Source organism: Haloterrigena salifodinae (genome assembly GCF_003977755.1).
In the GTDB taxonomy this organism is placed as follows: Archaea; Halobacteriota; Halobacteria; order Halobacteriales; family Natrialbaceae; genus Haloterrigena; species Haloterrigena salifodinae.
The window spans coordinates 163308-185269 of sequence record NZ_RQWN01000003.1 but is presented as its reverse complement, the minus strand read 5'-3'; the positions used below and the strand labels follow the sequence as shown (position 1 = coordinate 185269).

Below are 21962 nucleotides of genomic sequence, written 5' to 3'. Positions count from 1 at the left end.
TCCGTACTTCAACTCCACACGTATCGGCCGGAACGCTTTTGCCGAACCTATCAGCGGCCGGAACGGTAAAGAGTGCGTCGTCCGAGATACGAATAGCGCCGGGGACCAGCCCGGAGAGACCAATGGAGCCAGCAACCCCTTCCGCGATCGATCCGCCGGCGAACGTCTTGCTCGTTCACGAGAAACAGTGCGAGCCAGCCGTCTGTCCGGATCTCTGCCACGACACCGGCGCGACGGCAGATCTCAGGGTTTCGTTCGCGGATAACCGGCCGGATCGACCGGATCCGGACGCGGTGACCGGGAAGGTTGGCCTCCTGACGGTCGGAGACGTCCTGATCGAGGACACCGCCGAGTCGGCCCGCGACTTCGAGGAGCGCGTCGTCGTCGACACGGTTCGCGATCCGACCGACCTCTCCACCATCGGTGTCGCCGTCAGTCGCTTCTGTAAATACTGGTCCGACGAACAACTCACGGTCTGTTTCGATTCGCTGGACGCCTTGCTCCGCTCGACGCCGCCGAAGGACGTCTTCCAGTTCGCGCACGTGTTGACCAATCGGCTCTCGAGCGTCGACGCGTACGCGCACTTTCACTTCGATCCGACGCGCCACGAGGATCGCGTCGTCTCGACGTTCGGGGAGATTTTCGACGCGGTCGTCGCCGAGGAGGGCAGCGAGGAATCGCTGCCGGAAGCGACCGACGAGGAGGTCGCTGATCTGCTGGCGGCGTGGACCGACGGGGCCGACGAACCCGACGGCGAGTTCGAGTTCGCCGTCGAGCCGTCGACCGAAGCGACCGACGAGGATATCGCGCGGCTGCTGGGGAAGTGACGGTCGGTCGGGACCAGGGTTGGCGACCGGGGGGCCGCCAGGGGTGGTGATAGCGACTACGGAACGAAGGCGACACCGAACAGCGCGAACAGGAGTACGACGGCCGCGCCGAGGATCCCGCCGAGGCCGACGATCACGAGCACTACGGGCGTGACGGCGATCGAGAGGCCGAAGACGACGTGGCTGAGGAACAATACGAGGAGCCCCGCGACCGCGTTAACGATGAAGGGAGCGAGCGCGCGGACGAGAACTGCGGCGACCAGCACGCCCACGAGGACTGCAATCAGGACGAGGATCTCGAGACCTGTCATGTACGCGGCGATATCACGTCGACCGCCAAAACCGTTCGGCCGGTAACGAAACCCTTTATGATGTGCACCTTTTAGGGGGGAGTACGGGATCGTGGGTTAGCTTGGTATACTTCGGGCCTTGGGTGCCCGTGACCCCGGTTCAAATCCGGGCGATCCCATCCTCTTATATGGGTTTTCGGCAAATTAGCCGCGTATCCAATAGGGTATAGTCCAACCAACTGGGGGTGGTCGCGGTGAGCCGCACCGTCGAACTCGAGCCTCCAGTCTGCGAGTTCTGTGGGTGCTATATTCTCGGTGACGACCAGCCTTGCCCCGCACTTAATGAAGGGAGGTGTCAGCCGTGACAGTGCCGCGTGGTCGGCAGTGTACGATGTGCACTGCCGAAGCGGTCGAACCGACTGCTACGATCCCGCTCTGCGAGGACCACCTAGCCGCTGCAACCGGCGAAGACACCGACGGGGGCGAGTCAGAACCACAAACGGCTACTCGAGTGGAGTTCAGTGGTCCGCTTGCCGAGGTGGACTTCCAGAACCCGAAGACCGGCGTCTACTGCACAACGACCTACGATGAAGAGCAGTGGATGGGGAGCGCCGGCAAAACCGGAAAGCAGCCTTTCGTGCCTTGGGGGACCGCGACCACCCCGACGCCAATGCTCACGAAGACGCCCGTTGGAAGTGGGGGATTGAAGACAACTACATCACGGGCAAGCAGTTGGATATGTTCGTCGAGGATCCGAAGTACCGCGACGAGATTACCGGCCGGACGTTCATCCAGCAAGAGGACGACCGATATGCGTTCGTAGACGGCGACGACGTTGTTTGCCCCGAAACAGGCGCGGTTCATCCAGCGTTCAAGGCCTTTCTTGCCCATCTTGGACTCACCTACACCGACATTTCAACGTCGGACAGTGGTTCTCACGCACAGTATATCGGAGAGATACCGATTGAAGGTAAGGGGCAAGTCAGCTTCGAGATCGGCACCGAGCCGTGGGGGGCAAACGACGACGTGCCTGTTATCGAGATTTATGCGAACAAGCACGTTTGTCTCGCCACGGGCAAACACGTTCCTGGCTCGCCGCTCGAAGCCAACGAGTGGGACGACGATGTGCTGGAAACCATCCTCAAGGCCAATGGCTACGAGGATGAACCCGAAATCGAGCACGACACAGACCGAGATACCCCCGAACTCGAGAACTACAACCCAGAGGCGACACACGCCGATGATGAAGCCTCTGACGTTCGGGATGTCCTAACCGCCGTTGAACGATTAGAACCCCGTGACGTGCCGCTCTCGACCACACAGACGGGCGCGGATTCGACCGGGTGGACGACGTGGGACCCGAGTTACCGACGCTCTGACAGTGGCAAGAGCCTCCACTACAACGGCGAAGGTGCCTTCCATGACTTCCGAGAGGGGGAAGCCTTCGGCGTATTGAGTCTCTATGCTGCCGAGCAAGGCATCATCAGCAATCCGTGGGACCGACTGTCCGGTTCGGATTGGTGGGAAGCCGTAGAAGCCGCTCGAGAAGCCGGTGCGCCAATTCCTGAGTTCGACACGGGAGAGAGTGCAGAACCCGCCTCAACGCTCCCACTCGCCCGCCTCGATGCCTTAGATGCGGAGGAATGGAAACGCTACGCCCGTTCGCATGGCTTCGATTGGCCGAGTACGTCGAAGGTGCGCGATCGGCTCAAGGATGAAATCCTGACCACAGTCCGATCCCGCTCGAGCACGGTGATCGACGCCCCAACCTCGGTCGGAAAGTCATACACGACGGCCACAACGCCGTGGCTGAACCACGCTGGTACGACGGGCGAGCAGCCTGTTGTCCACCTCCATAAGACACGGGAAGCGCGAGACTCTGCAGCGGCCGACTCGAGCGAGGCGAACGTCTCATATCGGGTGTTGAAGGGTCAAAAAGAGCGTTGTCCGGCCGCAGCGGGGGATCATGACCCGAACCCGGACGGCGAGGACCCGGAGATCGTTATCACGATGGACGGAACGCCCGCCCGTGAATGGTTGGACGCGGTGTGTGAAGGGAAGGGGATCCCGTTCTCGGTCGCGCACCAGTACCTCGCAGAGAACAACGACCAAGGCGCTACGCTGCCGTGCGAGCACGACGATACCGAGTGCCAGGCTATGACCCAGTGGGACGGGATCCCGCGTAATGACGACGGCTATGCATCGGTTGATGTTATCCACGCGACGCATGCCTTCGCCCGCGTTCCGTCGCTGATTGAGGGGTGCAACGTCATCCTTGACGAACAACCGGACTTCGGTGCCGACCTTACCCAAGACGAAATCCGACGGTCGATAACGGCATATCTGAAGGCTGTGAACGTCCCCAAGACGACGTTCGAGGAGTTCGTTGATTTGGCTACCCCGTTTGAAGAAGGCTTCTACGACCTCGAAGCAGTCGGCGAGAAACGGCGAGAAATGGACGAAGCGCTCGAGGAGGAACCGGGAATGATGTGGTATCTCAAAAACTCCGATGCCCATGCGCTTGCCCCAGCATTGGCTCAGGCAGTATGGGAGGCACTTCGAGAGAGTGAGCCGGACTGTAACGGTCGCCGAAGTGCAACGGCGCTGCATGAACCGCCGCGGTTTGACGACTACGGCGAGGACTATCTGGCCGATCGAGTGACGGTCGTTATTGACGACGACTATACCATTCAGACTGTCCGTGTGAGGCCGTGGTTCGACGCTGCGCGGTCCGTCGTTGGCTTAGACGCCCATCCGAGTATGAACCTCTGGCAACGGAACACGGTGCCGGAGATTGGCAGAGAACCACTGCTCGAGCCAACGGAGCGCCAATTGTGGCGACGCTTCGAGCGCGGTCTTACTGTCGTCCAAGTCGGCGACGCAACCCGCCCGTTCACGTCCGGCGAATACTTCGACGAGGACGGCACGCGGACCGTCTTAGAACACTTGAACGCCCATTACGGGCCGGATTTCAGCACTTGCATTACCGCCTCGAGTGTCGAAGGTCGGACAAAACGGCTCATGGAGAAAGCCGGTATCTCCGATCCAGAGACGATGCACTACGGCGAGGAAAAGAGCCGCAACGACTTCGGTGATGAATCAGTTGGCCTTGTCAACGGGTGCATTGACCCGGGAGACGACTACGTACTGAACCTGCTTGCTGAGTGTGGCCTTGAAGCCGAACCCGCAACAGTCGAAACCGAGGACGGAGAGATCAAACGCGAGAAAGGTCGGACGTTTTCCGGGCCGGATGCCGATGCCGCTTCGGAGCTGCTCGCGAGCGTTCGGGAGAACCACGTTGCACAGGCTGCCGGTCGATACGCCCGAGACGCCGATAACCCCGATAACAGCGCAGTTGTGCTTGTCCGAACCGATGCTATCCCGCCCGAACTCGTGGACATCGAAGCGCCGGGCGTTGAGTGGGTCTACACCGAGACCCAGCGAGAGATAGTTGAAGAACTTCGCTCGAGCACCGACGGCGCGCCCGCGAAGAAGATCGCCGACGAACTCGACTGCTCGAAGCGTCACGTTTTGAAAACGCTCCGGTCCCTCGAAGGGGCCACCCGCGACGAAGGTGCGGGCAAGTACGGCGCGGACCTCTACCACGCCGGAGACATGCCTGAGAACGGCGAGGCTGACCTTCGGCTTGAGGACTTCGAGGATGCCACCAGTACGTGGGAGATCGCCCTACACGACACGCTAGTGAGTACAATAGAGCCTGCTACAACGGCAGAGCCAATGAAAGAGGGTCCAACCTCAGATGGGTTGGCGGGACCACCCGGAGGTGGAGAGACATGAGCACACAGAGCCGCCCGCTCGAGCAAGAGGTACGCGACTACGTCCGCGAGCACTACGAGCGGGGGAATAGCCATATCAAGACACCCCACGTCGCCAAGGCGCTAGACCAAAACTCGCAACGAATCACGCCGATCATGCAGGACATGGTTCGTGGAGGCACGCTGGCCGTCTGGAACGAATCAACGAACGCAACAGTCTATCGTATCCAGCTATGAGCACACAAACCGGATTAGACGAGTTCGACCGCCAGGAACGCCCCGCTCGAGGCGGCATTAGCGACAGTGACCCGCGGTGTGGGGTGTCGGACACGTTCGACGGTAGTGAGTGTAAGAACCCTGCCATACCCGCATTGGGCGTTTGTCACAAGCACAACAGTGGGACGGGGCTGCGTGTGACGTATTCGAGCGGGGGTGGGGCGTTGAACGTGAGAAAGAGATCGACGGCCAGACCGTCACATTTCTAGCACCGAACCCGGCACTCGAGGCCGACCTACGGATCAGTAAGAAACAGCGGAAGTTAATGCGGAAACTCCGAGCCTACGGTACTCCCGATGGACTCCCGCGGTCTGAACAATAGGGAGTTATAGCGAAATTCAGCTCGCTATAACAAGTGTCTCAAGTGTCTGCAATATGTAGGCGGATGTGGGATTCAGAAATGACTGACATGAATCGGAGAGCGATGATGGGGAGTATCGCCGTAGCAGCAACGGCAGCACTCGCAGGATGCTCAGATACTGTGGATAAGGCAACTGGTGGGCCGAAATTTGAAGAGGGGGATGAGCAGGATGTGATGCTTGAAGCCTCTTTCTTCGGAGATGATTGGAGTGAGGACCCTGAAGAAGAGTCAGATGATGAGAATAGCTCAGAGAGTGAGTATGAATGGGGGTTTGACCCTGAAGAAGTTCCATCGAAAGAGGCTACCTTCTCGTCAAGCGATGACTCTGAGATAGTAGTCTGCTCAGTCACTATCTTAGAAGATGGAGACAAGGCGGAAGAGGAAGCAAAGAACTTCGGCGAGGCAAATATGGTTGGCGCCGAAGAGCCTGATATCGGTAACTATGCTGTTCGAGGCGAGTTCCAGAAGACGGGTCTAATCTGTTACAGTCTCTCAAATGCACTTGTGCTTACGATGGCAGCTACAATCCAAGGTTTCAGTCTCAGCCCAAACCACAATAACAGTATGAAGGCAGCTGAAGAGATCGAGTCCCGGCTTGAGGATCTATAGGGGAGATTCTAACCCGGACCCTCGAGGACCAGGTTGTGACTATCAGGTTTGAGAATTGGGGCAGAACGACTCCCTGCTATATCTCCACCTTGTGGCCAGAACCACTTAAACGCCGAGCGGATTCTCTATTCCTTTTCACCACCCTTCCGGAGTTCGATCAAAAAGTGGGTTGCGAGTAGTACGACAGAAATCAACTGAAGTGTTAATATCATTGGGCAAAAACCCAAATCACCCGATTTCGGGCGGCTTAGACATTTTCATCGTAATCGCCACCATTGTCAGCGGCAGCGGTGTAGGTGTTGCTGATGACGCAACCTGCGGAATCTCGGTCTAGAGCCCCTAATGTGGACCCGAAGATTGTTTTGTCCAATGAGATTTAGGGCACTAAAGATATATTACACACATGATACCCACCACAGGGATCATGGCGGCGATGGTACAGAACGTCATTTACGACGCACTCAAGAGCGGCGCTAGTCTTGCTTGGACCTATCTTGGTCGACCGCTTTCGAATCCCCCTCGGCGGCTTGAGAACAGCGCATGTACATATACTCACCAATTCCTCGAGCCAGATTGCACCACGTCGACGCTCGGTACTCTTGAACGCTGGGCGAAAGTCAAGTGTTCAGATAGAGTCCTTAGTTGGTCGGATGATCACCTTACTCTCACCGTTCTAATCGACGAACCGGAGCAGGTTGATCCAAACGGCATTGAGAAGTATTTCGAGCAGAGGCAGATTTCAGTCAATGTCTAGCGATTACGATACCTGTCTGTGGAAAGTCCTTGTGAAGGGTGATATTGATGATGTCCGGTCAGTCAATGGGCACATCAGTCACGCTGTCGAACGGAACCGTCTCCGATCGGGACAGACAGGAGTTGCCCAACGAAATCTCTCGATGGACCTCTCATAGGCGTTGCTCGAGGACCGTCTAAACCTCTCTGGCGATATGGTAGGTTCTCTAAAACCATCCCTGTATAGTCTGTATTTTACTTCGGGTATATAAAGAGAGGCGCGTCTCGAGTAGGAACACTCCGAATTAGTGGAGAAATCAAGTGTGCTCAGTTGAGATTAAGAATCTACTCCCGAACCGTAGGACATCTCGATCGCGGAAGCCGGGTCTCCGGGCTCAAGCCCAAGGGAAAAGCAACGGAAAAGAGGTCTAACAAACCGCTCTTCGGCTACTCAGCGAGTCTCGTCTCGCCGTCCGAAATCTTCTCAAGGACGGCCCCCCTCGAGATCGAGACGTCGACATCGTTCGGCGTTTCGACCGGCCGCCCGGTATAGTAGCACACGGCGCTGTTGGTGGTTTCGCTGCTCATTGGCTTCCCTCGAGTTCGATGTGTGTATTTTCAGTAAGCCACTCACCAATCGGTTGCTCGACACCTTCCACTTGGAACACGGGGCGTAACTCAAAGTGCTCGGTAACGTGTTGGTCGACGTCGGCGACCGTGAGTTCGCCGCAGTCGCGGTATTCTTCGCCAGCTCTCGCAGCGATTGCGACGAGCGCCTCGGGCTCGACTTGGACCGTGACAGGGACAGTTTCGCCTTCGGTCCCGCTCATCGCCCACTCACCTCGTTATCGCCGGTGGTCTCGAGTTGCGCGGTCGGATCGATTGGGCGCCCGTCAACAGTGACGTAAACATCAGTCGTTCGAATGTAGTTCATCGCAAAGGTGCATGTGCTACGCAAGAGCGCCGCTGAACGCTCTTGTGTAGCACATTGTTGATGGAGTGAAGTTTTGAAATTTTCCGCTGAGTGCTCCGAGCTGAGTTATGGGTTACGAACCACTCTATCCCTCTATCTTGGTTCAGCAAGTGAGGAACCGAACCGTATCAACAATCACCTACGGAAGAGCGTTAGTGCTATCTATGTGCTATCCCCCTTATTGTGAAACTGTGTAATAGTCGATATGATACATAACACCCCGGATATTGATAATAGAGCGATGGTCAGGAAATACTCGCTTCCAGCTTCGCTCACTAACACATATATTGACAAGAATATTACAATACTCGCAAGAAGCGGGACTATCTTTATCCAGTCCATATCATGGTTCCCATTTTGAACACTATTAAAGATTTTATTTTTAGATTACCAGTTGATAGTTTTAAAATAACCTCCGGTATCTCACGAGCCGATCACTCTCGACTAAAACTTGAAGAGTGTGAGCAGCGGTTATCGTGATTATCCTACAACGCTCTTCCGTAGGTGATTGTTGATACTGCTGAGCTGTCGCTGCAAAGTTGAAGAGGACAAGGGCACCGCGTTAGCGGTGCCCGACACGGATGATTCCGCTAGATGTGTTTGGGTCGGAATCGGTCGCAGCGGACCTGCTCCAACAGGTTCGCTGGCGTGACGGTGTTACCTGTCCTCGCTGCCGTTCTGACCTCACGGTCAGAAACGGCAGCTATGAGCACTTTGTCTCCGAGGGCGAAAACAGGCACGTATAACCGCTATACTTTCGGGATTACACTATGACATTCCTTGCATAGAGTAACGAGGTTTGTGAGCCGGTGAGTCCCACGCGGAACGGCTTTAGGAAATGACTCACGAGTACGTGCTTATCCTGCCGCAGAGATCTCTTTAATCCAAGACCACATAGAAAATACCGACAGATCCGATTACTACAAATGAAACAGTAATATATAATCTTCCTCCACCAATATATTGTAATACGCCTACTATAATGAACGAAAAATAGGAAAATAAACGAAATTTCGGATGGCTCCGGATATCGTCAATTGTTGCCAAGAGTAGCAACGGAACCACGATTATCCAAACTACTACCATATATATATATATATCCGTTGGTGAGTAGTGGACAAATTCAAAGTAAGTAGCAATTCCAATTAATGACAGGATGATTAGAATTGAAAGAGGATGGATTTGTTCGCGTAGATTATAAGAGGAACTCATACACTACTCGATTCTTATTTAAGATAAATGCCCTTCATATTTAAATGCTTATGAAGTAGTATTTGTACTCCTATGTCTAGGCGTCGCAGTATGGAGAGTCGACACCACGAGGGAATTGACTACAGGGTCTGACCCACCATTAGTGGGGCAAAATCCGATAATTTTGCAGACCGCACGATTGAGTCCTTCTTCACAGGAGTTGTTATCAACAAACTCGCACAGATCACCAGCCAATCCTCCACAGAAAGCACCAGATACTCCCACAGATAGGTAGCATATCACGCTGACTCTGACTGCGACAGTCCCGTACAGGTCGAGCAGGAGGTCGTCGAGTCGTGCTGCCGGTCGTATGACGTGATCGCCTCGGCCAGCCGCTACTCCGCTCGAGGACGGACGTGTCAGCCGTGGCCATGATAGTGAACAGTCGGAACTGAGAGTCGAGACTCGAGTGAAGTTTTCCGGGTCGATCGACGGCGCAGCCGTTCAAAGCCCCGGTATCAACTACTCGACGACTTTCGTGAGGGTCAGCAACCTACCAGTCACGCCGCGAAGAAATCACGCGTCGACAAAAAGTGCCGAATTCCGGTCGCTGGGTGCTTAGCTACGCCGACGGGCTAACAGCACCGTTCCTGCGACCACGGCGGAGAGCGCACCGCCGACGCCGAAGCCGGGAACTGATTCCTCATCCTCGGTTTCGCTGTCGTTGTCAGCGGTATCGTTAGTACCAGTCTCGTTCTCCGAAACGGTAGTGTCGTTGTCAGCGGCTTCGCTGTCGTTGTCAGCAGTAGTATCGTTAACAGCAGTGCCGTTCTCCGAAACGGCAGTGTCGTTCTCAGCGACCTCGCCGTCGTCAGTAGTAGTGTTGTTAGCAGTCTCGTCAGCGGCAGCCTCGTTCTCCGAAACGGTAGTGTCGTTGTCGGCGGTCTCGGTGTCGCCGTCAGCGGTGGTACCGTCGGTAGCACCGTCGTCTGCGGTATCGGTAACAGTGAGTGTTCCCGAACGTTCCTCGTCACCGGCGGTGACCGTCCACTCGTAGTCACCTTCGGGGAGGGCAATCCCTGCAGCGGTGAAGGTGACAGACCCCGTGTCGTCGGTGCTGGCAGTCACTTCCTCCTGGATCTCCTCTCCGTTGATCTCGAAGACGACGTCAGTCGTCGTTGGCTCGCCATCGGATGTGGTTACGGTCACGTCGAACGTGCTCGATTCGGTCGTTGCGACCGAGTCCGGTGCATTGACCGTCACCTCGAGGTTTGTATCAGCACTTTCGTCGGCGTCTGCAGCGGCCGCGGTTGCTGCGCCCGCAGCGACTGTCGACAGAGCGACCATCGACGCGATCATCACTGCGGCGAGTACGGTCCATCGGGTTTCTCGAGTTGTTTCGAATGTCATGTGTTTTGGGTGGTGTCTGAGCAGATCTTCCATCAATCGCCGGCGCCGTCTACAGTACCAGCGGTGACCAGTCTCGTTCCGCGGCTACTTTGCCTGAGTCGACGCCGTCTCCGTTTCGCTACTGCGGTCGGTTCGAATCTGCGAGGGGATTCTCCCTCCTGTTCTGGATCCGTTGGCTATCGCCTCCCTTGGACTCACACGGTTATACTTACAATCGAGTTAGCGATGATTGCAGGACAGTTTCACTCTCTCCATATACGCCGGTGACATTTCGAGCAGCGAAACGCCGATTCGAAATCCCGTATCTTCCGACCTGTCGGGTGTACGTTCACTTAGCCGGGAGAGAAGGTCGCTACCACCGACCGAACGGCGTGCAACGCGCTATCAGAACTATAATAATGGTCTGTTTCTCCGAGGTAACGATTACATGGGGTCATTACAGACATCTCGACGAACGTTGTTGACAGCCGCAGCCAGTTGTGCACTCGCCGGCATCGCTGGTGCTAATTCGAGCGCCGAATCCAGCAGCGACCTCTCGAGAGACTCACAACAAATTCTCGAAGGTACTGATCACGAAACGACGGTGTACCAGACGGTTGCAGACGCCGACGGACCGACCGTACTGGTCGTTGGCGGAATGCACGGCAACGAGGTTGCAGGGTACGAGGCGGCGAGCGCCATTGCCGAGTGGGAAATCGATGCCGGTACGCTCGTAACGATCCCCCACGCGAACGCCGATGCTGTCGAGCAGCGGACGCGCACGGGCGACGACGGCGTCGATCTCAACCGTCAGTTCCCCGAAGGCGAGGAGCCAACGACGGACCTCGCTCGAGCGCTCTGGACCGTCGTTGACCGCTCCGATCCCGACGTGGTTATCGACCTCCACGAGTCGATCGGCATCTACGCCGGCGGTCCCGTCGACGGCGTCGGCCAGGCGATCTTCCACTCGGACGGTACCGAGACCGCCACCGATGCCGAGCGGGCTGCCGACGCCGTGAACCGAAACCATGTCGACGAGCAGGGACTCGAGTTTGAGACTGATACCTTTTCCAGGCCGGAAAACGAACCGAGCGGATTGCTCGTCCACAAGGCCGCTCGAGACCTGAACGCGCAGTCGTTTCTCATCGAAACCTTCTCGCGCGGTCCCGACCTCGAGACGCGCATTGACTGGCACACACGGTTAGTGACGAACCTGACCGAAGCGGGACTGTTCGAACCTGAGACAACGACCGATGACTCGGCCGGTGACACATCGGACGATTCCGATGACGAGCAAGTCATCGAAGAGTGCCCCGAAGACGCTTCCTGAGAAGACCGAAGGACCGTCGTCTTCGACGCTTAGATCCGTTGAGCGAAACGCGACGCTAAACGGACGAACGATCTATTTCTGGGTGAAGAGAACCATCTCAACAATACCATCCATCCAACGTTCGTCTCGATCGGTTGCACGACGGACACCCATGGTGTCCGAGCGGACTACTCTTCGGCCCTCCACTAGCTGCCGACGGGCGCGAATCGACAGCTGGGCAGTGAGTATTTGGTGCCGTTTGTTGGCAATACTCACATGAAGTCCGAATCGATTCGCGAATCCGAATCCGACGACGAGCAAATTGTCCGACTACTCTCGGACACCGAATCGTTCGTTACGCTGCCGCCGGCGCCTGACGACGCGACCGTAGCGGTCGTTCGTACCGATCCGGACGTTCGACTGTTGACCGTCATCACCACCGACGAGGAGAGCGCGTGGCCGGAGGTGAGTCAAATGCCCGGTCGGACCGTCGAGACCGACGACGGTCGGCGAAGCGAGTTCCGAGTAGACGTCGACGCGTTCGTGGACGCGGATATCCTGGACGTCACCGACGAGACGGGAACGCGCAGCGTCCGGTCGATGTCCGTCAGCTACCGTCGCGAATCGCGCCTCGAGCGCCTGCGGCGGCGGCTTCGACAGTGGTGGGCGACGCGTCCCGACTCCGACCCGCGCGGCCCGCACATCGTTGATCCGCGATGAAGACCGGGATGAGCAGCGCCGTCTCAGTTTGACTCGCGGACGGCCCGTTCAGGCGTCGTCAGAACCGTCTCGGTCGGACTCGACGTTGCCCGCTTCGCAGCCCCACACGTCGGGAACGGACGCCTCGGCGAGCGCGGTGAAGTCGATGTCCTCGACCGTAATGTCCGTGAGCACTGCGCCCTGCTCGCGCGCCCAGTCGAACTCCCGGAGGTCGAGTTCGTACGGGAACTCGGCCCGCGTCTGGTGGAAGTCGTAGCGATCGGTTTCGCGGAAGTACAGCCCGGCGGTTACTACCTCGGCGTCCGGATTCTGCGTCCGAACCGTCGCAGTGTAACAGTCGCGAATCCGGATGCGAATCCGATCCGAGTCTAACTCGTAGCCGCCGTCGGTCACCCGCGGCGCGCCGTCGCCCCCGACGACGCCGGTCGTCGCGGCGCCCGTTCCGACGACCGCGAGCACCGCCCGTCGCGTCGGTTGTTCGGTTCCGGACATACGACACCACGCACGTCTACCCGACGGATAACGGTTGCTCGAGGCCGCACCGCTCGAGTCGCCTCGAAACGTTTATCTCTGGTTTCGCGTCCGTCGCCGACGGACTTCGTACCGGCGAGTGATCGCCGTACGGCATGTCTGGCGTCTCTTCCCGTCGCGTTCGATCGCGTTCTCGACGCATCGACCCGTCAGTTACCGCGACTGTCCATGCAAGCCGAACGGCTTCCCCGGCAGGTCGCATCACTCGAGATCAATGTCGAAATCGGGTAATAGCGTTACGGCCCGTTTCAAACGCTGGCTCATCAACGGGGTCGCACTGACGATTCCGCTGGTGATCACGATACTGGCGTTAATCCTCGTCGTGGATTTCGTTCTGGGCGTGCTCTCGCCGGTCGTCCGCGGCGTGATGTTCGTCTGGCCCAACGAGCCGCCGGAGGCGGTCGTCCAGTTCGTCACGATGGGGTCGCTGTTGACCTTCTTTCTGCTGGTCGGGATCACAGCCGAGTACACGCCCGGCAAGGCGATCTCCCAGCGCGTCCACGCGACCATGGAGACCATCCCGGGCGTGAGTACGATCTACGAGAGCGTCCGGCGGGCCAGCAAACTGCTGGTCGACGACGACACGGATCAGTTTCAGGACGTCAAACTCGTCGAGTTCCCCCATCGAGACGCCTACATGCTCGGCTTTCTGACGGCCCAGACGCCCCCGGAAATCGAGGCCCAGGTCGGGAACGGACCGATGGTGACGATCATGGTCCCGCTGGGTCCGAATCCGACAACGAACGGGTTCGTCATGCACATGCCCGCCGAACACATCTACGACGTCGACGTCACCGTCGAGGAGGCGTTCCGCGTGATCGCGACGCTGGGCGTCGCCTCTGACGAGCTCGGTGACGACACCTGAGCGTCGCCGAGGGTCTCGCGTTCCGAACGGTCCCCGATACTGACCAAAACAGATTGGCCGCATACACATACTCGAGTGGACCCCATACCCCGTGTGGCCACGTGACCTGACTGGGTATCAGGATACGGCGTGTGCGTTGCCGGCGGTCGCCGGCGACGAGAGCGGCGAACGGACGGTTTGTCGTGGCCCGGCATCGATCCGTCCGGTTTTGACGACTGTAATCTCGAGTCGAGCGCTGGCACCGTTCTGTGACCGGCGACCCGACTGTCACGGAACGGCCGCGGTTCAGTTTCGCCCCGCTTTGCCACCATTTATACCGGATGGCGCCCCTACGAGAGTGCAATGGCGCAAGCGGGCAATTCTGAACTCGTCGACTCGTTCGAGCAGTTCTTCCGCAACTACTACGACAACGAGATCAAGCAGCTTGCGCAGCAGTACCCCAACGAGCAGCGCTCGCTTCACGTCGACTGGCAGGATCTCTATCGCTACGATCCCGACCTCGCGGACGACTTCCTCGCCCAGCCCGAACAGCTCCAGCGTTACGCCGAGGAGGCGCTGCGACTGTACGACCTCCCGATCGACGTCAGCCTCGGCCAGGCTCACGTCCGGATTCGGAACCTCCAGGAGACCGAATCCCCCGAAATCCGGGAGATCCGCGCCCGGGACATGAACTCGCTCGTGCAGGTTCGAGGCATCGTCCGGAAAGCCACCGACGTCCGCCCGAAGATCGAGGAGGCCGCCTTCGAGTGCCAGCTCTGTGGCACCCTCACCCGCGTCCCGCAATCGAGCGGCGACTTCCAGGAACCCCACGAGTGTCAGGGCTGTGAGCGACAGGGCCCCTTCCGCGTGAACTTCGACCAGTCGGAGTTCGTCGACTCCCAGAAGCTCCGCATTCAGGAGAGCCCCGAGGGCCTGCGCGGCGGCGAGACGCCCCAGTCGCTGGACGTCCACGTCGAGGACGACATCACCGGCGAAGTGACCCCCGGCGACCACGTCTCCGCGACCGGCGTCCTCCGCCTCGAGCAGCAGGGCGACCAGCAGGAGAAGTCGCCGGTCTTCGACTTCTATATGGAGGGGATGTCCGTCGACATCGACGAGGAGCAGTTCGAGGACATGGACATCACCGACGAGGACAAGAAGGAGATCTACGAGATCTCCAATCAGGACGACGTCTACGACGAGATGATCGCCTCCATCGCGCCCTCCATCTACGGCTACGAACAGGAGAAGCTCGCGATGATCCTCCAGTTGTTCTCCGGTGTTACGAAACAGTTGCCCGACGGCTCGCGGATTCGCGGCGACCTGCACATGCTGCTTATCGGGGACCCCGGTACCGGTAAGTGTGTCCGCGGAGATACGAAGGTCACACTCGCGGACGGACAGGACGTTCCGATCCGTGATCTCGTCGAATCGAATCTCGATGATCCGAAGCCGATCGACGACGGCTGGTACGACAAGATCGATCTCGAGGTTCCCTCCTTACAGGACGACGGATCGGTCGCCCTACAGCGGGCGACAACGGTCTGGAAACGCGAAGCGCCCGAACAGATGTATCGGATTCAGACCTCGAGCGGACGAGAACTCGAGGTGACGCCGTCGCATCCGCTGTTCGTACAGCGTGACGGTCAGTTCAAGCCGGTCGTCGCCGAGGAACTCACTGACGGACAGTTTATTGCTGCGCCGCGATCCCTACCAACGAAGGGAGACAACTCCATCGATATTGATTTCCGCCGATCTCAGTCGCGTAATGCGGTACAACTCGAGCTCCCGTCCGAATGGACTCCATCGTTAGCCCGACTCGTCGGGTATATCGTTGCGGAAGGATACGTCGAACAGCGGGACGATAATACCGGATTTGTCTCGATTACGAACAACGATAGAGCAGTATTGGACGACGCAGCGGAGGCGCTTGAGAAGTTGGACCTCAACACGACGGAACGAGGTCCACACGAATCGAAGGATGCTCGCGAACTGCTGTGTTCGGCAGGAGAGTTCGCGAGCTTCCTCGAAGCACTCGAACCATGTATTCTTCAGTCGTCCGACGAACAATGCGTCCCAGATGCAATCTTCAAGGCCTCTGAATCGACGAAGTCAGAATTCCTCAAGGCCTTTATCGAAGGGGAAGGGCATGTTTCGGAGTCTCAGCGAGAGATTTCGGTCGCTTCGATGAGCCGCGAGTTACTCGAAAACGTCCGAACGTTGCTCCTCTCGATCGGAATCCGCTCGCAGACTCACGAGCGACAGAATGGCAGCTATCGACTCAGGATAAGCGGAGGCGACTTCGAGAAGTACGTCTCTCGAATCGGATTCGTAACTGAGCGAAAACAGGAGGCGGCATTAGCGTACGCGGACACAACCGGAAATACGAATCTCGATATCGTCCCGGGACTGGGTTCAGACCTGCGGCAGATTCGCGAATCCTTATCGCTAACACAGGCAGAGTGTGGGCTACCTCGATCGACGTATCAGCACTACGAACGCGGATCGAGAAATCCGAGTCGACAGAGTCTCCGAGAGATCGTCTCAGCGTTTAAAGATGCGCTACCAGCAAAGGCTAACCAAGGCGAGGATAGCGCCATAGCTGACGGTGGATCCGTAGAAGCGAGTATCGCTGCTCTCGAGCAGTTCGTAGACGGTGACGTCTATTGGGAACGGATTGAATCTATCGACAGAGTCAAACCCGACTACGATTGGGTCTACGACCTCGAGATCGAGGGAACGCACAACTACGTCTCGGAGGGCGTCATCTCACACAACTCCCAGATGCTAGGGTACATCCAGAACATCGCGCCCCGATCCGTCTACACCTCTGGGAAGGGGTCATCATCGGCCGGTCTCACGGCCGCCGCCGTTCGCGACGACTTCGGCGACGGTCAGCAGTGGACCCTCGAGGCCGGCGCGCTCGTCCTCGCCGACCAGGGGATCGCCGCGGTCGACGAGCTCGACAAGATGCGAAGCGAAGACCGCAGTGCCATGCACGAGGCCCTCGAGCAGCAGAAGATCTCGGTCTCCAAGGCCGGTATCAACGCGACGCTGAAGTCCCGCTGCTCGCTGCTCGGTGCGGCCAACCCCAAGTACGGCCGGTTCGACCAGTACGAGCCGATCGGCGAGCAGATCGACCTCGAGCCGGCGCTCATCTCCCGGTTCGACCTGATCTTTACGGTCACCGACCAACCCGACGAGGAGAAGGACCGTAACCTCGCGGAGCACATCATCACCACGAACTACGCCGGCGAGCTAACCACCCAGCGCGAGGAGATGAACTCGCTCGACATCTCGAGCGAGGAGATCGACGAGATGACCGAACAGGTCGATCCGGCGATCGACGCCGAACTCCTGCGCAAGTACATCGCGTTCGCCAAGCAGAACTGCCACCCGCGGATGACCGAGGAAGCCCAGGAGACGATTCGGGATTTCTACGTCGACCTCCGCTCGCGGGGGACCGACGAGGACGCCGCCGTACCCGTTACGGCGCGGAAACTCGAGGCGCTGGTCCGACTGGCGGAGGCGAGCGCCCGCGTTCGGTTGTCGGACACGGTCGAGCAGCGCGACGCCGAGCGCTCCGTCGAGATCGTCCGCTCGTGCCTACAGGACATCGGCGTCGATCCGGAAACCGGCGAGTTCGACGCAGACATCGTCGAAGCAGGGACCTCGAAGTCCCAGCGCGACCGGATCAAGAACTTGAAACAGCTGATCAGCGACATTGAGGAGGAGTATGACGACGGCGCGCCCGTCGACATCGTCATGGAACGGGCCGAGGAGGTCGGCATGGACCAGTCCAAGGCCGAACACGAGATCGAGAAACTCAAGCAGAAAGGCGAGGTCTACGAGCCGAGCACGGATACCCTCCGAACGACGTAGCTGCGCCGATCGACGTCTGCAATCCGCCGTCGAATCGAGTTCGAGACGCCAACAATCGCCACTTCAGAGTTCTCTGAGATTCATCACCGTCGTGCGGATCGTCACCGGTGCGACGTCGGCGACGGCGGCCGCGTCGGCCTGCGTGATCGTCGGCCACGCCTCGCGTTCGCCGGCGGCCTTGTAGAGACACGCCGCGGCGACCCCGCTCGGGTTGCGGCCGCCGATCAGTCCCTCTTCGAGGAGCGCGGCGATGCACTCGCGGGCCCGGTTCTCGATCGCCGTCTCGAGGTCGAGTTGCGAGGCGTATCGCGGCAGGTACTGGGTCGGATCGATCGGCCCCGTCGGAAGCCCGAGTTCGCGATTGAGCGCGTCGTAGGCGACGGTGAGTTCGTCCTCGTCGGCGCGGGCGACGTCGGTAATCTCGTCAATCGTCCGGGCGTTCGAGCGCGTTCGGCAGGTCGCGTACACTGCGGCAGCGGCAAACCCCTCGAGCGATCGTCCCTGAAGAAGTCCCGCGGATTGGGCCGACTCGAAGAGCGCGCACGACTGTTCTCTGGCCGATTCCGAGAGCGAGAGATGGGTGTTGATCCGCCGAATCTCGGTGAAGCCGTAGACCTGATTCCGGTCGGCTTTCGAGGAGATCCGCGCTCGATTGTGCTCGCGCCGAAGGCGGGCGATTTGCCGGCGCTTTCGCCCGGTCAACCGCGAGTTGTACTCGCCGCTCGAGCCGGAGCCGTAGCCGATTTTCGTGGAGAGCCCGCGATCGTGTCGCGAGCGGGTCAGCGGCGCGCCCGTCCGCCGGCGGTCGGTCTCCTCGCCGTCGAACGAGCGCCATTCGGGGCCGCGATCGATCGCATCTTCCGAAGAGACGAGACCGCACTCCTCACAGATCGTTTCGGTACCTCGAGTCCGCAACCTCCCGTCACATTCCGGACAGACGGGTGCTAAGTCCGTATTCACCATTGGCAATTTCCTCCTACATGATTGGTAGACTGTTCATGGTACTTAAAATACTGGAATTTCGAAGGTAATTAATAGCGCATCGCTCCGCCTGCCAAGAAACGCTTAGTTCGCGTTCGGCCGATCGCCGCGACGTTCGGTCGATGGATACTGCTACGAGTCGCGGGATTGCGCCACCAGTGCGGGAAGTCGTCCGCCGCGAGGTCCCGTCGGACGCCGCACGCTCCTCGAGGGCTGCGACCCGCAACTCGAATTGCGTCCGTTCGATGCGAGCGGAAAGCGGAACGGCAGGCCGCTGGTCGCTCGGGTCGACGCGAGCGGGCGTGGGGTCGTCACCCAGGTGGTCGACGGACATGAATCGCCGTTCGGTTCGAGTCGGACTCGGAAAAAGCTCAGTCAGTCGGCCATCAGACGCGTCCGACGCGAGTCGTCCGACCGTCCGACCCGCGGTCGTCTCAGTCCTGCAGGTGCTCGAGCACTCCCTGCGTGTCGGCCGGCACGGGTTCGGGGTCGCTCCCCGCCGCGGCGGCGGCGTCGGGGTCCTTGAGCAGGTGGCCGGTCGTGAGACAGGCGACGCGCTCGTCGTCGTCGACGATCCCTTCCGCGCGGAGCTTTCGGAGCCCGGCGACGGAGGCGGCGGACGCGGGTTCGACGCCGATCCCCTCGGCCGCGATGTCGCGTTGGGCTTCGGTGATCTCCTCGTCGGAGACCGCGACGGCGGTGCCGCCCGTCTCGCGGATGCCGGGGAGGGCCTTCGGAGCGTTGACGGGGTTGCCGATCCGGATCGCGGTCGCTCGCGTCTCGACGTCCTCCCAGCGCCGGACCTCGTCGGCGCCGTTCTCGACGGCTTCGACCATCGGTGCCGCGCCCTCGGCCTGGACGCCGGTCAGCTTGGGGACGTCGTCTTCCTCGAGTTCGCCTGCCTGGACGAGTTCCCGGAAGGCCTTGTACAGCGCCGAGGTGTTGCCGGCGTTGCCGACCGGCAGGACGATTCGGTCCGGCACGGTGTCGTAGTCCGCGAGGAAGCCCTCGAGGATCTCGAGGCCGATCGTCTTCTGGCCCTCCAGCCGGAAGGGGTTCAGCGAGTTCAGCAGGTAGGCCTCGCCCTGTCCCGCGAGCTCCTGGACGATATCGAGACAGGCGTCGAAGTTGCCGTCGACCTCGAGAATGCGGGCGCCGTGGAGGCTGGCCTGGGCGATCTTGCCCGCCGCGACCTTCCCCGCGGGGAGGAGCACGAGCGTTTCCATCCCGCCGCGGGAGCCGTAGGCGGCCAGCGCGGCGCTCGTGTTGCCCGTCGACGCACAGGCGAGGCGGCCGACGCCGAGTTCTTCGGCGACCCTGACGCCGACGGTCATGCCGCGGTCCTTGAACGAGCCAGTCGGATTCATTCCCTCGTGTTTGATTCGCAGGGCCTCGACGCCGATCGACTCCTCGAGTCGCGGCGCCTCGTACAACGGCGTCGCACCTTCCTGGATCGAGACGCCCGACTCGAAGGGCAGGGCGTCGGCGTAGCGCCAGACACCCTGGCCCTCGAAGTCGTCGAACGTCGGGAGGTCGGCGTAGCGGACCTCGAGCAGGCTGTCGCAGTCGTCGCAGGTGTAGCGGACGTCGTCGAAGGGCGCGAACGTCTCGCCGCACTCGATACACTCGAGCCAGACGCCGTCGTCGGCATCGTCCGGGACGGCCGGCTGATCAGCGGAGAGGCTGAGACTCATTGTGCCTCGAGAGGGAGGCGACGGGGAAAAAGTAAGTGGATTCGGCAGCCGATTCACGGCGGCGCGCCGTCGAACTCGTCGATCACCTCGTGTACCGTCGCCGCCCACGCGTCCAACGCCTCGTGGAGCATCGCCTTCGTCTCGGGAACGGGGACCGCGGTAAACTGGTAGACGTAGCCGCCGCCGTCGAGCAATCGTCTGTCGCGTCGAACGAGCCCGCGATCGCGCAACGTCGACAACGATCGAGTGACCGTGCTCCGGTCGCGCTCGAGCGCGTCGGCCAGTTCGTCGATCGTGCTACCCGGCCGTTGACGGAGGACGAGATACGTTCGCGTCTCGTGGTTCTCGATTCCGAATACGCAGCTCATCACTTCCTCGAACGGCGGGTCGGACTGCTCCATCAACTCCCCGAGGCGGTGCTGGGAACGGTCGGTCATATCGGTCCGTACGACCGACGAGGTGAAAATAGTCGCTGGACAGCGTTCACGCGTCTCCGACCGCTCCGTATCCCATCTTCCGAATACAGGCTCGCATCTCGCGTTCGCTCTCGTGTCGGTGCAGCCGCGTCGGCGTGTCGCAGTAGAACACCAAGCCGTCGTACCGCAACGTCACCTCGTGTTCAGCGTCGAGAATCGTCGTCGTCACCACGACTCGCCGGCCGTCCCGAATCGCGGTTATGATCTCGTCGGCCGTGCACTCCCCGGCGTCGATCCGCAGCGGATCGGGCATCGTCCGCCACTGCGCGGACCACTTCAAAGAGCCTTTTCCCGCCGTCAGTGATGCGATCTCGGGTATGCGTGGCCGATACACGACCGAGATACTGATACACACACCCATGCCCTACGATCGGACATGAGTCAAGAAATGGCGACTCGAACCGACGAACGGACGACGACCGCACTCGCTCCGTGGCAAGCGGGAACCGTCGGCGGTATCCTCGGTGCCATCGTCTTCGGGGTGATGATGGCGATGCAGACGCCCGCCGTCCTCGAGGCCGCGATTCCGGCCATGTACGGCCTCGAGGGCGGGCTCGCGGGGACGATACTCCACGTTTCCCACGGGGCCGTCCTCGGCGTCGTCTTCGCGGCGCTGCTGGTTGCGGCGGGCCGATCCCATCTCGGCGCGGGTTCGACCCTCGTCGCCGGTTTGGTCTACGGCATCGCGGTTTGGGCGGTCCTCGCCGTCGTCATCATGCCGATCTGGCTCTCGGCGGTCGGATTCGGAATGGCGCCGGCCGTCCCTAACGTCGCCGTCGAGAGCCTCGTCGGTCACGCCGCGTACGGCCTCGTCCTCGGCGTCACGTACTCGCTGCTCGCGCGGTAACGCGAGCGGGCGGGTTCGAACGCGGCGCCGACCACAATCGTTCGTTTTCCGTACCCCGTTCTCCGTACTCGCTCACAGCAGGTGTAGCGCGATGAGGGCAGCCGACCTCAAGAGCATGATGAGTACTGAGAGCAGTAGTCTGAACGATGTTTACTTGCCCGAATCGGCAGGTCACTAGCATATACCCTCGATCGATCGCTTACGGTTGCAGACGAGACTGTCTGGAGATTAACGAAGTAATGACCGAGATGATT

Annotated in this window: 18 protein-coding genes, 1 tRNA gene and 2 pseudogenes; 11 read left to right on the top strand and 10 right to left on the bottom strand. The window is 59.7% G+C overall.

Features of this window, described 5'->3' with window-relative positions:
- Positions 1-122 precede the first annotated feature (122 nt).
- The gene (locus EH209_RS15455) at positions 123-827 is read left to right on the top strand and encodes a DUF7504 family protein (RefSeq protein WP_126663768.1); all 705 of its coding nucleotides are present in this window, start codon (positions 123-125) and stop codon (positions 825-827) included.
- A 56-nt stretch (positions 828-883) separates the two neighbouring features.
- Here the strand turns inward: EH209_RS15455 and EH209_RS15450 are convergent, their stop codons facing one another.
- On the bottom strand, positions 884-1138 hold the full coding sequence (locus EH209_RS15450) for a hypothetical protein (RefSeq protein ID WP_008892908.1): 255 nt from the start codon (positions 1136-1138) through the stop codon (positions 884-886).
- An 85-nt stretch (positions 1139-1223) separates the two neighbouring features.
- Between EH209_RS15450 and EH209_RS15445 the strand changes: the two genes are divergently transcribed.
- The 4 genes from EH209_RS15445 (at position 1224) to EH209_RS15430 (ending at position 6139) form a co-directional block, all read left to right on the top strand.
- Positions 1224-1296 (top strand) — tRNA-Pro (locus EH209_RS15445).
- A gap of 418 nt (positions 1297-1714) precedes the next feature.
- Positions 1715-4915 (top strand): hypothetical protein, encoded by a 3201-nt coding sequence (locus EH209_RS15440; protein ID WP_126663767.1) that lies wholly within the window; start codon positions 1715-1717, stop codon positions 4913-4915.
- Positions 4912-5130, top strand: a complete 219-nt coding sequence (locus EH209_RS15435) for a hypothetical protein (RefSeq protein WP_126663766.1) — start codon at positions 4912-4914, stop codon at positions 5128-5130. The genes EH209_RS15440 and EH209_RS15435 overlap by 4 nt, the downstream gene beginning before the upstream one ends.
- 466 nt (positions 5131-5596) lie before the next feature.
- On the top strand, positions 5597-6139 hold the full coding sequence (locus EH209_RS15430) for a hypothetical protein (protein WP_249038816.1): 543 nt from the start codon (positions 5597-5599) through the stop codon (positions 6137-6139).
- A 1179-nt stretch (positions 6140-7318) separates the two neighbouring features.
- Here the strand turns inward: EH209_RS15430 and EH209_RS24135 are convergent.
- Positions 7319-7459 carry a hypothetical protein gene (locus EH209_RS24135; protein ID WP_164722061.1) on the bottom strand — a complete coding sequence of 47 codons (141 nt, stop codon included), beginning with the start codon at positions 7457-7459 and terminating at the stop codon, positions 7319-7321.
- Complete coding sequence (locus EH209_RS15425) at positions 7456-7701, bottom strand: hypothetical protein (RefSeq protein ID WP_126663765.1); 246 nt, start codon at positions 7699-7701, stop codon at positions 7456-7458. Before EH209_RS15425 ends, EH209_RS24135 begins: the two co-directional genes overlap by 4 nt.
- A gap of 724 nt (positions 7702-8425) precedes the next feature.
- On the opposite strand from EH209_RS15425, the pseudogene EH209_RS15420 reads away from it, so the two are divergent.
- Positions 8426-8560: pseudogene (locus tag EH209_RS15420) on the top strand (transposase); the annotation flags it as partial.
- A 33-nt stretch (positions 8561-8593) separates the two neighbouring features.
- On the opposite strand, the pseudogene EH209_RS25125 reads toward EH209_RS15420, so the two are convergent.
- Together EH209_RS25125 and EH209_RS15410 are read right to left on the bottom strand one after the other, a co-directional pair.
- Positions 8594-8665, bottom strand: a pseudogene (locus EH209_RS25125) (HNH endonuclease); the annotation flags it as partial.
- Between the two features lie 988 nt (positions 8666-9653).
- The gene (locus EH209_RS15410; protein WP_229380222.1) at positions 9654-10445 is read right to left on the bottom strand and encodes a hypothetical protein; all 792 of its coding nucleotides are present in this window, start codon (positions 10443-10445) and stop codon (positions 9654-9656) included.
- Between the two features lie 583 nt (positions 10446-11028).
- Between EH209_RS15410 and EH209_RS15405 the strand changes: the two genes are divergently transcribed.
- Positions 11029-11754, top strand: a complete 726-nt coding sequence (locus EH209_RS15405) for a succinylglutamate desuccinylase/aspartoacylase domain-containing protein (protein ID WP_249038815.1) — start codon at positions 11029-11031, stop codon at positions 11752-11754.
- Between the two features lie 255 nt (positions 11755-12009).
- Entirely contained in the window at positions 12010-12453 is a 444-nt protein-coding gene (locus EH209_RS15400; RefSeq protein ID WP_126663763.1) for a hypothetical protein, read from the top strand.
- Between the two features lie 48 nt (positions 12454-12501).
- Here the strand turns inward: EH209_RS15400 and EH209_RS15395 are convergent, their stop codons facing one another.
- Positions 12502-12945, bottom strand: coding sequence for a hypothetical protein (locus tag EH209_RS15395; protein WP_126663762.1), 444 nt, complete (start codon positions 12943-12945; stop codon positions 12502-12504).
- A gap of 253 nt (positions 12946-13198) precedes the next feature.
- Here EH209_RS15395 and EH209_RS15390 point away from each other — a divergent pair, with 253 nt between their 5' ends.
- The gene (locus EH209_RS15390; protein WP_126663761.1) at positions 13199-13849 is read left to right on the top strand and encodes a DUF502 domain-containing protein; all 651 of its coding nucleotides are present in this window, start codon (positions 13199-13201) and stop codon (positions 13847-13849) included.
- 342 nt (positions 13850-14191) lie between these two features.
- Positions 14192-17710 carry an LAGLIDADG family homing endonuclease gene (locus tag EH209_RS15385; RefSeq protein ID WP_126663760.1) on the top strand — a complete coding sequence of 1173 codons (3519 nt, stop codon included), beginning with the start codon at positions 14192-14194 and terminating at the stop codon, positions 17708-17710.
- Positions 17711-17773: 63 nt separating this feature from the next.
- Here EH209_RS15385 and EH209_RS15380 read toward each other — a convergent pair whose 3' ends face one another.
- The 4 genes from EH209_RS15380 to EH209_RS15365 form a co-directional block, all read right to left on the bottom strand.
- Positions 17774-18673 (bottom strand): transcription initiation factor IIB, encoded by a 900-nt coding sequence (locus EH209_RS15380; RefSeq protein WP_126663759.1) that lies wholly within the window; start codon positions 18671-18673, stop codon positions 17774-17776.
- Positions 18674-19125: 452 nt separating this feature from the next.
- Positions 19126-20385 (bottom strand): threonine synthase, encoded by a 1260-nt coding sequence (gene thrC / locus EH209_RS15375; RefSeq protein WP_126663758.1) that lies wholly within the window; start codon positions 20383-20385, stop codon positions 19126-19128.
- A gap of 53 nt (positions 20386-20438) precedes the next feature.
- On the bottom strand, positions 20439-20822 hold the full coding sequence (locus tag EH209_RS15370; protein ID WP_012941546.1) for a helix-turn-helix domain-containing protein: 384 nt from the start codon (positions 20820-20822) through the stop codon (positions 20439-20441).
- Positions 20823-20868: 46 nt separating this feature from the next.
- Positions 20869-21114 (bottom strand): hypothetical protein, encoded by a 246-nt coding sequence (locus EH209_RS15365; protein ID WP_126663757.1) that lies wholly within the window; start codon positions 21112-21114, stop codon positions 20869-20871.
- A 123-nt stretch (positions 21115-21237) separates the two neighbouring features.
- On the opposite strand from EH209_RS15365, the gene EH209_RS15360 reads away from it, so the two are divergent.
- Complete coding sequence (locus EH209_RS15360; protein ID WP_126663756.1) at positions 21238-21708, top strand: histidine kinase; 471 nt, start codon at positions 21238-21240, stop codon at positions 21706-21708.
- Positions 21709-21962: the final 254 nt, after the last annotated feature.

Coding starts and splice junctions, on each gene's coding strand:
- EH209_RS15455 (WP_126663768.1), top strand. CDS start 123: ATGGAGCCAGCAACCCCTTCCGCGATCGATCCGCCGGCGAACGTCTTG.
- EH209_RS15450 (WP_008892908.1), bottom strand. CDS start 1,138: ATGACAGGTCTCGAGATCCTCGTCCTGATTGCAGTCCTCGTGGGCGTG.
- EH209_RS15435 (WP_126663766.1), top strand. CDS start 4,912: ATGAGCACACAGAGCCGCCCGCTCGAGCAAGAGGTACGCGACTACGTC.
- EH209_RS15430 (WP_249038816.1), top strand. CDS start 5,597: ATGGGGAGTATCGCCGTAGCAGCAACGGCAGCACTCGCAGGATGCTCA.
- EH209_RS24135 (WP_164722061.1), bottom strand. CDS start 7,459: ATGAGCAGCGAAACCACCAACAGCGCCGTGTGCTACTATACCGGGCGG.
- EH209_RS15425 (WP_126663765.1), bottom strand. CDS start 7,701: ATGAGCGGGACCGAAGGCGAAACTGTCCCTGTCACGGTCCAAGTCGAG.
- EH209_RS15410 (WP_229380222.1), bottom strand. CDS start 10,445: ATGACATTCGAAACAACTCGAGAAACCCGATGGACCGTACTCGCCGCA.
- EH209_RS15400 (WP_126663763.1), top strand. CDS start 12,010: ATGAAGTCCGAATCGATTCGCGAATCCGAATCCGACGACGAGCAAATT.
- EH209_RS15395 (WP_126663762.1), bottom strand. CDS start 12,945: ATGTCCGGAACCGAACAACCGACGCGACGGGCGGTGCTCGCGGTCGTC.
- EH209_RS15390 (WP_126663761.1), top strand. CDS start 13,199: ATGTCGAAATCGGGTAATAGCGTTACGGCCCGTTTCAAACGCTGGCTC.
- EH209_RS15385 (WP_126663760.1), top strand. CDS start 14,192: ATGGCGCAAGCGGGCAATTCTGAACTCGTCGACTCGTTCGAGCAGTTC.
- EH209_RS15380 (WP_126663759.1), bottom strand. CDS start 18,673: ATGGTGAATACGGACTTAGCACCCGTCTGTCCGGAATGTGACGGGAGG.
- thrC (WP_126663758.1), bottom strand. CDS start 20,385: ATGAGTCTCAGCCTCTCCGCTGATCAGCCGGCCGTCCCGGACGATGCC.
- EH209_RS15370 (WP_012941546.1), bottom strand. CDS start 20,822: ATGACCGACCGTTCCCAGCACCGCCTCGGGGAGTTGATGGAGCAGTCC.
- EH209_RS15365 (WP_126663757.1), bottom strand. CDS start 21,114: ATGCCCGATCCGCTGCGGATCGACGCCGGGGAGTGCACGGCCGACGAG.
- EH209_RS15360 (WP_126663756.1), top strand. CDS start 21,238: ATGAGTCAAGAAATGGCGACTCGAACCGACGAACGGACGACGACCGCA.